This is a genomic window from Streptomyces sp. NPDC001941 (genome assembly GCF_040296945.1).
GTDB lineage: Bacteria > Actinomycetota > Actinomycetes > Streptomycetales > Streptomycetaceae > Streptomyces.
Genome location: NZ_JBEOYE010000067.1, coordinates 26,314 through 37,919 on the forward strand (window position 1 = coordinate 26,314; position 11,606 = coordinate 37,919).

11 protein-coding genes are annotated in these 11,606 nt (G+C 71.7%); 9 read left to right on the forward strand and 2 right to left on the reverse strand.

Features of this window, described 5'->3' with window-relative positions; all coding sequences use genetic code 11:
- Positions 1-239: 239 nt before the first annotated feature.
- The 4 genes from ABT160_RS33410 to ABT160_RS33425 all read left to right on the forward strand — a co-directional run bounded on the left by ABT160_RS33410 (position 240) and on the right by ABT160_RS33425 (position 2,529).
- Positions 240-986 (forward strand): class I SAM-dependent methyltransferase, encoded by a 747-nt coding sequence (locus ABT160_RS33410; RefSeq protein WP_351651699.1) that lies wholly within the window; start codon positions 240-242, stop codon positions 984-986.
- Between the two features lie 149 nt (positions 987-1,135).
- Positions 1,136-1,324 carry a hypothetical protein gene (locus ABT160_RS33415; protein WP_351651721.1) on the forward strand — a complete coding sequence of 63 codons (189 nt, stop codon included), beginning with the start codon at positions 1,136-1,138 and terminating at the stop codon, positions 1,322-1,324.
- A 129-nt stretch (positions 1,325-1,453) separates the two neighbouring features.
- The gene (locus ABT160_RS33420) at positions 1,454-1,879 is read left to right on the forward strand and encodes an HIT family protein (RefSeq protein ID WP_351651700.1); all 426 of its coding nucleotides are present in this window, start codon (positions 1,454-1,456) and stop codon (positions 1,877-1,879) included.
- A gap of 65 nt (positions 1,880-1,944) precedes the next feature.
- Positions 1,945-2,529 (forward strand): dihydrofolate reductase family protein, encoded by a 585-nt coding sequence (locus tag ABT160_RS33425; protein ID WP_351651701.1) that lies wholly within the window; start codon positions 1,945-1,947, stop codon positions 2,527-2,529.
- Between the two features lie 54 nt (positions 2,530-2,583).
- Here ABT160_RS33425 and ABT160_RS33430 read toward each other — a convergent pair whose 3' ends face one another.
- Complete coding sequence (locus tag ABT160_RS33430; RefSeq protein WP_351651702.1) at positions 2,584-4,044, reverse strand: bifunctional phosphatase PAP2/diacylglycerol kinase family protein; 1,461 nt, start codon at positions 4,042-4,044, stop codon at positions 2,584-2,586.
- A 537-nt stretch (positions 4,045-4,581) separates the two neighbouring features.
- On the opposite strand from ABT160_RS33430, the gene ABT160_RS33435 reads away from it, so the two are divergent.
- Positions 4,582-4,746, forward strand: coding sequence for a hypothetical protein (locus ABT160_RS33435; RefSeq protein ID WP_351651703.1), 165 nt, complete (start codon positions 4,582-4,584; stop codon positions 4,744-4,746).
- 198 nt (positions 4,747-4,944) lie between these two features.
- Complete coding sequence (locus ABT160_RS33440; RefSeq protein ID WP_351651704.1) at positions 4,945-5,904, forward strand: hypothetical protein; 960 nt, start codon at positions 4,945-4,947, stop codon at positions 5,902-5,904.
- A 176-nt stretch (positions 5,905-6,080) separates the two neighbouring features.
- Here ABT160_RS33440 and ABT160_RS33445 read toward each other — a convergent pair whose 3' ends face one another.
- A complete protein-coding gene (locus ABT160_RS33445; RefSeq protein WP_351651705.1) occupies positions 6,081-6,995 on the reverse strand; it encodes a pentapeptide repeat-containing protein in 915 nt (304 codons plus the stop codon).
- A gap of 475 nt (positions 6,996-7,470) precedes the next feature.
- Between ABT160_RS33445 and ABT160_RS33450 the strand changes: the two genes are divergently transcribed.
- The 3 genes from ABT160_RS33450 to ABT160_RS33460 form a co-directional block, all read left to right on the forward strand.
- Complete coding sequence (locus ABT160_RS33450; protein WP_351651706.1) at positions 7,471-8,985, forward strand: flavin-containing monooxygenase; 1,515 nt, start codon at positions 7,471-7,473, stop codon at positions 8,983-8,985.
- 81 nt (positions 8,986-9,066) lie between these two features.
- A complete protein-coding gene (locus ABT160_RS33455; protein ID WP_351651707.1) occupies positions 9,067-10,035 on the forward strand; it encodes an AurF N-oxygenase family protein in 969 nt (322 codons plus the stop codon).
- A 98-nt stretch (positions 10,036-10,133) separates the two neighbouring features.
- Positions 10,134-11,606: FAD-dependent oxidoreductase (locus tag ABT160_RS33460; RefSeq protein WP_351651708.1), on the forward strand; the 1,473-nt coding region annotated here is incomplete at its 3' end.

The window sequence follows — 11,606 nt, forward strand, 5'->3', positions numbered from 1 at the left end:
TCCGTTCTTGTGGAACTCGGTGCTGCGCCGCAGAGGACTCGAAGCAATGTTGCATGTCGCGCCTGGCCGACATGGCACCCGGACCGCCGCCGATGGATGACATCCACACCACCCTACGGACCGCAACGCACCAGCGGGAGCTCAAGCCGCCCGGCGTCTGAAGCCTCCCGTCCGAGCCCACGTTCGCACCTGTGAGTATCCGCTGGCTCTGGAGGCCGTGAAAAGCAGAGGATGGCCCTATGGAGATCACTTCGCAGGCCCTCTCGTTCGACACGGCCGCCGCCAGCTACGCCGCGAACCGCCCTTCGTACCCACCCGCGCTGCTCGACGCGGTCGAGGAACTCGCCGGCCGCCCCCTCCAAGGCGCCCGGATCGCGGACATCGGCGCCGGTACGGGACTGGGGACCGCCCTCCTGCACGCCGCCGGTGCCCGCGTCATCGCCGTCGAGCCCGGGCCTGAAATGGCGGCCCAGCTCCGCCACGGGCTGCCCGACGTCCCCGTCGTGCTCGGTGACGGCAACCACCTTCCCCTGGCTTCCGACTCGGTCGACATCGTCACCTACGCCCAGGCCTGGCACTGGACCGACCCGCACCACTCGGTCCCCGAAGCCCTGCGCGTACTGCATCCCGGCGGCGCACTCGCCCTGTGGTGGAACGACTCCGACGACACCATCGGCTGGATAGCCGACCAGGACACTCGCCTGCGCCGCCTCTTCGGCGCCCCGGACGGCGAACCCGACCCCACGGCCCGGTTCCGCAAGCTGCCGACCGAACTGGTCTTCACCACCCGGCAGGTGTGGTGGACCAGGACAGTCCCACTGGAGACGCACCTCGCGAATCTCGCGAGCTACTCCGACTTCCTCGTGCTGGGCAAGAGCGCCACCGACACGTTCCTGGCCGCCGAACGCGAGCTCCTCACGGCGGTCCTCCCGGGCGGGATGGTCGAGGAGCGCTACGTGGTCAGCCTGGCCGTCGCCACCCGCTGACCCGGCAGAAGGCCAGGGGCGGTGTGCCCGGACCGCCAAGTCACCCCGGCGTTCAGGGCTGCCGTAGGAGGTGGCGTGTGAGCAAAAGGAGTCGCTTCAAGGCCGTGACCAGTTTTTTCCTGTGGGGGATCACGTGTGAGGAGAGCGGTATGGGTGGCCGGCGCTATGTCGCGCGAGGCGTTCCGGGCGGGTACCGGATCTGGGACAACAAGGGCCGGCGCTGGTGGGGCGACCACTACGAGCTGTGCCCGGACGACCTGCTGACCGAATTGAACGGCTCCAACGACTACGCCCGCATCACCGCGCTCCTCAAGCGCTACCGCGCACTCAAGAGGTAACAGCGGAACCAAGCCTCCAGGGCGACGGCGCGATCGAGAGCGTCGTGGGCAGGTGCGTGGGCCGTTCCTGCCGTCCCGACCAGAGCCCGCGTGCTTGGCGAGTGCCATGGCTCTGGCAGGGTCGGTCGCATGGATTGCGTTTTCTGCGGGCTCATCCGTGAAGGCACCGCGAGTTGGGTGGATCGTGGGCCGGTGGCCTGTGCATTTGTTCCACTGAACCCGCTGGCGCCGGGTCACACCCTGGTGGTTCCGACACTGCACTACGCGGACGTGTTCGAGACCCCGCCTGAGGTCCTCGCCGTGACGACGGTGCTGGTTCAGCGCGTGGCCGAGGCTGCGCGGACGGCCTTGAACGCCTCGGGCGTGAACATCCTCAGCGCCAGCGGCCCGGGATCTGAGCAGTCGGTGCCCCATCTGCACTTCCACGTAGTGCCACGGTGGGTGGACGACGGAATCTCGACCTGGCCGGCCGGACGCTCCGCACACCGCGTCACCGGCGATCCGGCGGCGCGGCTTGCCGACGCCCTGGCTTCCGGCCGGCACCAAAGAAGTTGAGCCAGAGCCGTCTCTCGCGAACAGGACCAGCGATGAGTTTCGCGGACTGCGACAGTCTTATGAGCATGAGCCTTGTACTGATGCACGCAGTCGTCTCCGTGGACGGATTCATCGCTGACACCGAGGACCAGGTCGGGCCGCTGTTCGACTGGTACGGGAACGGGGACGTTCCGCTCGGCGACGGCAGTGGCCTGCGGATCTCCAAGACGTCCGCCGGCTACGCGCAGCCGATGTGGGACAGCCTCGGCGTGACCGTCATGGGTCGGCACCTCTTCGACCTGACCAACGGCTGGAACGCGAAGCCGCCTGCCGGGGAGCACGTCGTCGTGGTCTCGCGTCGGCCCCGGCCCGCCGACTGGCACCCCGAGGCGTCGCACTACCACTTCGCCACCGACGTGCCCGAGGCGATCGCCCTGGCGAAGGAGCTCGCTGGAGAGCGGTCCGTGGCGGTCACCGCGGGCGACGTGGGCGGCCAGGCGCTCGCCCTCGGGCTGGTCGACGTCGTCGCCATGGACGTCGTCCCGGTCGTCTTCGGGAGCGGCAAGCGCTATTTCGGCGCGACGGAAGGCCAGCACCTGCTGGAGGACCCGCACGTGGTGGTCCAGGGCGACCGGGTGCTGCACCTGCAGTACCGGGTGCGCAGGCCCTGACTCCGCCCGCCTGGACGATCGGCGGCCGCGCCGTGGGGCCAGGGGCGTGTCCGCTCACGGGCCGTAGACGGTGAGCGCCTCTCCCACCTTGCGCAGGTCCAGCGCGGGTGGGGCCGGGGTGGTCTCACCGTCGTAGGCCATCGACTCGACGTCCGGACCGGGGTTGATGGTGAGCGAGCCCGTCCGTGCCACCCGGTAGACGGGCGAGCGCTGGAGGAGGCCCAGCGCCGCGGCCGCGATCAGGCGCGTACGGGCGAGGGGATGCTCAGCGCTGACCGTACGTACGTCCAGCAGACCCTCGTCGAGGAGTGGGCGGCCCAGAGGGATCAGTCCGGCAGGCTCGTACACCCCGTTCCCGGCGAAGAGCAGCCACAGGCACTCTTCCCGACCGTCGATCGTGACGGTGAAGGGGCGTGCGGCGGGGAGCGTGCGGACGAGTGCGAGCACGGTGGCGACCGGCTTGCCCACCCGCTTCTCCCAGCTTTCCCGTGCGTTGACCAGTTCGGGGTAGGTGCCGATGGAGAACGTGTTCAGGAAGTGGATCCCGTCCGACGCGGAGGCGATCTCCGCACGGAGGGCCTTTCCGCCCTCCACCGCGGTCGCGGTGTCCGCGAACGTGGGCACCCCGACGTCCTTCGCGAAATGGTTGTGCGTCCCGCCCGCGAACACCGCCAGCGGCAGCGACCGTTCGAGCGCGAGCAGGGCGGCGGTTCCCACCGTTCCGTCCCCGCCGCACACCCCGAGTGCCCCGCCCGCGCGCTCGGCATCGTCCGCGGCCTTCTTCAGTACGTCGGACAGGTCCTCGCCGTCACCCGGCTCCCGTACGTCCGCTCGTGGCAGGAGTTCGCGGATGCGCTCTGCGGAGGACTCCCGACCGGGCAGGCCCGCGCCCGACTGTCGGTTGACCACGACGACCAGTCCCGCGCCGCCAGGCAGCGCCGGAGCCTCTGCACGCGTACGGCGCGCCTCCGCTCGGGCCGTGTGCCCCGGCCGTGGCCACCAGTGGCACGTGGCGACCGCGGCGCCCACGCCCAGCGCGATGCCGACGAGTACGTCGCTGGGGTAGTGGACCCCGACGTACACGCGGGAGAACGCCACGGTCGCCGCCAGGGGAGCGATCACGAGTCCCGCCACCGGGTACTCCATGCACACGCCCGTGGCGAACGCGGCCGCCGAAGCGGCGTGTCCCGAGGGGAAGGACGTCGTGTGCGGTGCGCGCGCCAGCCTGCGGGAGAAGGGCACGCCGGAGATGTCCGGACGGCGGCGACGGGTGAGCCCCTTGCCGATGACGTTCGTCGTCAGGGACGCCAGCGCGAGGGCGCCGGCTCCGCGCAACGCGCCGTGGCGGGCCGGACGGCCGCCGACCAGAGCCAGGGTCCCCGCGCACGCCCCCCACAGCTTTCCGTGGTTCGCCGCGGCGCTGAGCGACGGCAGCCAGCGCTCGGCATGGGGCCAGCGGGCCGAGGCGATCCGGGTGAACAGCTTGCGGTCCAGGGCCACGGCGCGATTGGTCATGCTCTCGGTCTACCTGCCGGGACAGCGCTCCGCTCGGTTTCCCGGCGCAAGTGGCTGTCCCGTTCGTTCAGCGGATCCCTTCCGCGCCTGGACGGGGTGGTGCGACCTCCGTCCCGGTACGGGAGTGCCCGTGCGGTCGGGTCTCACCGATGCCATGCACCCGATCGGGTGAACGCCGAGGCTTCGCTTCGTACGGGGTCGTGGAGGTCGAGTCGTTGGAGCGCTCCGGACCGGGCCAGCCGCCTCTGGCCGGCTGGCACCAGGCTGTTCAGGGCGCCCCGCGCCGTGACCGGACGAGCGGGACCGTGTGCGACTGTCTTGGTCGCTGCGCCCTCCGGCCCTCGGTTGCGATCCGCTTCTCCTGTGAGTTTGGCTTGCGATCGGGTGGGAACCGGCCGACATGGTCGGAAATCCGGCCGCGCCGGTTGCGCGTGGCCGTACGAGAACACCGAGAAGACCGGCCGCGAGCGGAGAGGTCGGGGCCGACAGTGCTGTCGGCGCCTGTGATCCGTGCGCGGCCTGGGAGAGGACGATCCCATGAACACTCCGGACGAGCACGACGCTCCCGTCGACGACGAGACGCGCGAGCGGTCGGCGGAGCAGCGGAACATCACGGCTCCCACGCCCGAAGACGTCCGGGAGGAGGGCGACGACGACCCGGACGTGGACGACCGGCCGGGAGCCGCACCCCGTACCGAGTGAGTGTCCGGGCCCGGCGCCCGCGGCAGGCTCGCGCTCAGGGCGTGAGCGGTAGTCGTGGGCGCCGCGCTGCCCGAAAACCTCTTGTTCGTCGGTCCGCTCGCTTGGTGAGATGCGGGGGCTGCGACGAGGGGAGGGGGCGGCTTGGCGGTGTTCGGGTGCGCTGAATGCGGTGCTGTTCTGACGGCGGCGGTGTCCCAGGTGGCCTTGCCGATCCACCTGGCCGACGCCCACTGGGAGATGCTGCACCCGCCGTTGATGGAGGCCGGGTCCTACGCGGTCGACCCCGCCCCGAGCGGGCCGCCGTGGAGGCAGTGGGACGCGGTCGGGGCGCGCGAGGCGGCTGAGCAAGGGCGATTCGCGCCGTTCGGCGCGCTGCCCGAAGGGCCGTCGGACACGATCCTCCTCGCGCCCGGTGACCTGCGCGGCACCAGGCTGATCCTCGAACGGGCCGGGGGCTACTGCAGGGGGATCGACGGGAGGGACGGGCCGAACCTCGCGTGCCAGGGCTGTGATCTGCCGGTCGGCTCGCGGATGGACGACTGCGGGTGCTGGCAGCTCGTACGGCTCCTCCCTCAGGCGGTGGTGCGGCTGCCCGGCCCGCCGGAACGGCCGGTGATGGACTGGGCGGAACTGCTGGGCACCGGTGCGCTGTGGCACCGGCTGAGCGAGTACGGGGACATCCCGGTGGGCGTGGCCCTCGCGCGCGTGGTGGCGGCCGCCGGAGGCGCGCCGGTCGAGGTCGCGCTCGGACCGCTCGCGGAGCTCTTCGGCCGGGCACTCGGCGTGCTGCTGCCCGCCGGCGACGGCGCCGGTGAGGGCACGAAGCGGTTGGACCTGGCGGGACCGGGGTTCGGGGAGCCGGCCGCTGACCTGGTGGTGGTGCCGGTCCACCCGCAGACCGGGGACCCGTGGCAGCCGAGTGCCGGAGCGGAACCGGTACCCATGGATGCCGCGCTCTGGGCCGAGCTGGCCTTCCCGCCCCACCGGACCAGGCTGCCGGTGGTCGGCGGGCTGCCCCCTGGCGTCGAGCGTGACGACCCGCTGCCGCCGCACGGGTACCCATGGCAGCCGTCCGTCGGGGCGTTCCGGTACACGCTCGCGGGGATGCCCGCGGTCAGAGAACCGTGGCTGCGCGCGCTCTACGACCGAGGGTGCTGACCTGACGGACGTCTTGGAATCACTTCCCGAGTGCGGGAAGGATCCCGTCCGTTGCGCGCTCAGTGGCGCTGATGATGGTTCCTCACCGGTCGGCGGAGGACGTCCCTGATGCGCCACAGCAGTGTGCGGGCGCGTGCGGTCTCTGCGCTTCCCCTGCGCCCGCCGAGCCCGGCCCTTCACGACCCGTGCTGACTGCCCAGGGACGGGGGCAGCTTGGTGCCGGAGTCGAGCACCGCGCGTTCCAGCTGTTGCGCGGTGAGGTGGAGGGCGGTGGAGAGGTCGGCGGCGAACAGGCGGGTGTCGTCGAAGCGGGTGTCCTTGAGGCTCGCGCCCCGCAGGTCGGCGTCCCTGAGGAAGGTTCCCGACAGGTCCGCCCGGTCGAGCCAGGTGTTGTCGAGATGGGTCCCCCTCAGCCATGCGTCCTCCAGTCGGGCGCCGATCAGGTCGGCTCCCGAGAGCCGGGCGCCCGCGAGGCGCGCGCGGGAGAGCCGGGCGTACCGGAGGTCCGCGCCGCGCAGGTCCGTGCGGCGCAGGTCCAGACGGAACGGTTCCTCCGCTTGAGGCCGACGGCCGATGACCGTGAGCGCTGCCTGGACCGACTCGTCCAGGGGCTGGGCGGGAGCCGGTTCGCTGCCGGTGGGGGAGGGCGCCTTGTCCCGGACGAACGCGGCGAGGACCTCGACCACGCTGAGGTGGTCCTTGGCGGAGTCGCGCATGATGCGTTCCAGGGCGTATATCCCGCCCAGGCGCTCCACGGTGCGCTCCGAGGCGAGCAGCTTGATGGCCTCGACGTAGTGGGCGGTGACCTGGCCGTCCCGGGCGATCTCCGCTTGCTCCTGGTCGCGGGTACGGGTGTGCCGCAGCGTGCGGTCCGTGTAGTAGAGGCCCGCCCCGGCCAGTGCTCCCGCGCCGAGGGCGACGAGCGCGGTGCGGAAGCCCGTGACCACCATCGCGGTGGCGGGCTGGAGGGTCTGCCCCCGTAGGCGGGCGCCGTCCAGCCACCACGGCCCCTGCCACAGCAGGAGGGCGTAGGCGACGAAGGCGGTGACCATCGCGGTGATCACCCAAGCGCGCGTCCGGCTGGGCTTCATGTGCGGAAGCATGTCCCGCCGGGGCGAACATCATGTGGGGCCGGACCGGGTCGGGTCGGGCTGGGCCGGGCCGGGCCGGGCGGTCGTGGTTCGCGTCGCGGCGGTCCGGCGTCCGTGTGGCGTACGTCGCGTCAACGGCCCCCAACCTGTGGTGCGTTGCGTACGTGCGTATGCGTGTCCAGCGATGTGCGCGCGGGGAGCCCCCGTCCAGGGCGGGTCCGGCCTTGGACGAAGAGCCTGGTGACCTCCGCGCCCGCTATCAGGCTCCCCGCCGCCGTCGGACCGAACACGCCGCAAAGTGACTCACGTCACGTTACCGGCGGTATCTGAAACTCCGTGTCGCAGGTAAATTGCGAGTACGGGTACAGGCACGGGTGTCACCGCGAGCCCGGGCAAGCGCCGGCCTCCCCGGCGGCAGTGGTCCACCGCCCCTGAACCGCCCAGGTGCCCACGAGCGAGAGCGAGGGTCTCCGCGATGGAGCAGCAGCACATCGACGTCCTGGTCATCGGCGCCGGGATATCCGGCGTCAGCGCCGCGCGCCACGTCCTGCGGGACAACCCGCGCGCGTCGCTCGTCGTGCTGGAGCGGCGCGCCCGGGTCGGCGGCACCTGGGACCTGTTCCGCTACCCCGGCATCCGTTCCGACTCCGACATGTCGACCTTCGGGTTCGGTTTCCGGCCCTGGCGCCAGGCCCGCGTGCTGGCCGGCGGCGCGGACATCCGGCAGTACGTCGAGGACGCCGCGGCCGACGCGGGAGTGCTGGAGCGCATCCGCTTCGGCCGCCGCGCGATCAGCGCCGACTTCTCGCACGCCGAGGGCCGCTGGACGGTCGAGGTCGAGGACGAGACCACCGGCGCGCGCGAGTCGTACAGCGCGGGCTACCTCGTCGGTGCGACCGGCTACTACGACTACGACGCGCCCTACCGCCCCGAGTTCCCCGGCGAAGCCGCGTACCAGGGCGAGATCGTCCACCCCCAGCAGTGGCCCGAGGACCTCGACCACACCGGCAAGCGCGTCGTCGTCATCGGCTCCGGAGCCACCGCCATCACCCTGCTCCCCGCGATGGCCGGAACCGCCGCGCGCGTCACCATGCTCCAGCGCTCGCCCAGCTACGTCCTCGCCCTGCCCGAGATGGACCCGGTCACCTCGCTCCTGCAGAAGCTGCGCGCCCCGGCCCGGCTGACCCACGCGATCGCCCGTACCCGCAACATCGCGCTCCAGCGGGGGAGTTACGCCTTCTGCCGCGCGTACCCCCGGCTCGCCCGCAGGATCCTGCTCGGCCTCGTCCGGGCCCGCGTCGGCAAGAGCGTCGACATGCGCCACTTCAGCCCGCGCTACAAGCCCTGGGACCAGCGGCTGTGCGTCGTTCCGGGCGGTGACCTGTTCAAGGTCCTCAAGAGCGGCAAGGCGGCCGTCGTCACCGACCACATCGACACGTTCACCGCCGACGGCATCCGGCTGAGGTCCGGCGAGGAGCTCAAGGCCGACATCGTCGTCACCGCCACCGGACTGAGCGTCCGGCTGCTGGGCGGCATGGCGCTGTCCGTCGACGGCGTCCCGGTGGACGTCAGGAACCGCGTGCTCTACAAGGCGGTCCTCCTGGAGGGCGTGCCCAACATGTCCCTCGTCATCGGCTACACCAACGCCTCCTGGACCCTCAAGGCGGACCTGGCGGCCGCCTACACCGCCCGCCTGCTCGCCCACATGCGGCGCCACGGACACGACATCGCGACCCCGGTGGCCCACGAGGCCGACCGCTCGGAGTCCTCCGTCATGGGCGAGGCGCTGACCTCCGGCTACATCACGCGGGCCGACCAGATCATGCCGCGACAGGGCACCCGCGACCCGTGGCGGCTGTGGAACAACTACTACCGCGACCGCGCCATGCTGCGGAGCGCGCCCATCGAGGACGCCCCGCTGCGCTTCGACAAGGCAGGGTCCTCCGGCGCGGAGGCCGAGCGCCCCCGCAAGGCGACCCGCGCCGCCTGACCGCCGGGCCCTCCCGCGTACGCAGTACCGGTCCTACCAGTCCCACCGGTCCGACACGCCCACCACACGAGCGAGGACGAGATGACCGCGCACCTGACCCGGAAGGCCTACGACGAGCGCCTGCGGACGCTGTCCGAGGGCTCCGTCAACGTCCACTTCAACGCCTTCACCGACATCAAGTGGGACGATCCCGAGTTCGCCGTGGACACGAGCGACCCCCGCTGGGTCCTGACCTCGGCGGACGCGCTGGGCGCCCACCCCTGGTACCGGGAACAACCGCTGGAGACGCGCATCCGGATCGGGATCTGGCGGTGGGCGGTGATCGCCAAGGTGGGCATGCAGTTCGAGAACCTGCTCATGCGTGGAGCGCTGGACTACATCTACCAACTGGACAACCGGGACCTGGAGTTCAGGTACCTCACCCACGAGATCACCGAAGAGACCCACCACACCCAGATGTTCCAGGAGTTGGTCAACCGCACCGGTGTCGACACCGCCGGAGGGAAGCGGTGGTTCCGCCAACTCAGCCGGATACTCCCGGTGTTCGGCTCCCTCTACCCGGAGGTCTTCTTCACCGGCATCCTGGCAGGCGAGGAGCCCATCGACCACCTTCAGAAGGCGGCGCTGCGCAGTGGGGAGCCGGTGCATCCCCTGCCGCAGCGGATCATGCAGATCCACATCGCGGAGGAAGCCCGCCACATCTCCTTCGCCCACGAGTTCCTGCGTCTGCGCGTGCCCCGCTACGGCAAGGCCCGTCGCGGCGCCCTGTCCGTGCTGTTCCCGCTGGTCATGCGGGGTCTGTGCGACGTCATCATGATCCCCGACCGGAAGTCCGCCGCGGAGGTCGGCATCCCGGCGTGGGTGATCAAGGACGTCTTCTGGAAGTCCGAGGCCGGCCGGAAGCTGCTCCACGAGCTCTTCTCCGACGTGCGGATGCTCGCCGAGGACATCGGCCTGATGAACAAGGCCTCCCGTCCGCTGTGGAGGGCGCTGCGCATCGACGGCCGCCCCGCACGCTTCCGCGGCGAGCCCGCCCCGCTCACCAGCTGAGGCCCCACGGCCCGCCCACCGACCGCGCACCGCACCGCCCCACCGCCCGAGCCCCGCCCCGCCGAACCCCTGAACGCCCGAACGGAGACCAGCCCGCCGTGCCGTACGTCGTCACCCGCTCCTGCTGCGCCGACGCCTCCTGCGTGCTGGCCTGCCCGGTCAACTGCATCCACCCCGCGCCGGGCGAGCCCGGCTTCGCGACCACGGAGATGCTGTACGTCGATCCGCGCACCTGCGTGGACTGCGGCGCCTGCACGACGGCCTGCCCGGTCGACGCGCTCAAGCCCCACACCGCCCTCAGCGAGCAGGAGTTGCCGTTCCTGGAGCTGAACACCGCGTACTACAAGGAGAACCCGCACGCCGACCGCGCACCCATGCACGTGGTGCCCGAACAACGGCGCGTATCCAACGGTGAGTTGTCCGTCGCGATCGTCGGCGCCGGACCCGCCGGCCTGTTCGCCGCCGACGAGCTGCTGCGCCACCCCGGCGTGCGCGCCACCGTCCTCGACCGCCTGCCGACCCCGTACGGCCTCGCGCGCGCCGGCGTCGCGCCGGACCACCAGGACACCAAACGGGTCACGGAGCTGTTCCGGGCCATCGAGTCGCAGGCCGGCTTCCGCTACCGCCTCGGAGTCGAGGTCGGGACCGACGTCACCCACGCCGACCTGGTGCGCGAGCACCACGCCGTGATCTACGCGGTCGGCGCGGCGACCGACAAGCGCCTGGGCATCGAGGGCGAGGACCTGCCCGGAAGCGTCTCCGCGACGGACTTCGTCGCCTGGTACAACGGTCACCCCGACCGCGCGGACGACGCCCACGACCTGCGCTGCGCACGCGCGGTCGTGATCGGCAACGGCAACGTCGCCCTCGACGTCGCCCGCATCCTGACCGCCGACCCCGACTCCCTGGCCCGTACGGACATCTCCGACCGGGCGCTCGCCGCGCTGCGCACCAGCGAGATCCGCGAAGTCGTCCTCCTCGGTCGCCGCGGACCCGCGCAGGCCGCGTTCACCGTGCCCGAACTCCTCGCGCTCAGCGCCCTTGAGGACGTGGACGTACGCGTCGAGGGCTGGCCGGAGGACCTGGAGCCCGATGCCACCGACAAGACGCGGCTCCTGGCGGAACTGGCAGCCCGTACGCCGGTCCAAGGACGTCGCCGCATCGTCCTCCGCTTCCTCACCGGCCCGGTGCGCATCGTCGGCGAAGGCTCCGTACGAAGCCTGGACGTCACCCGCACCACGCTGCACACCGACGAGGACGGCACCGTCCGCGCCCGCGCCACCGGCGACACCCTGACCCTGGAGACGGGCCTGGTCCTGCGCTCCGTCGGCTACCGGGCCCGTCCCGTGCCGGGGCTGCCCTTCGACGAGGACACCGCGACGATCCCGCACGAGGCGGGACGGGTCGAGCCCGGCGTCTACGTCACGGGGTGGATCAAACGCGGGGCGACCGGCTTCATCGGGACGAACAAGACCTGCGCCCAGGAGACCGTCGCCTCCCTCCTGGACGACTTCGCCGCCAGCCACCTCACCCGGCCGTCGGGCCCCCCGGCCCCCGGGGGGGCCGCCCCC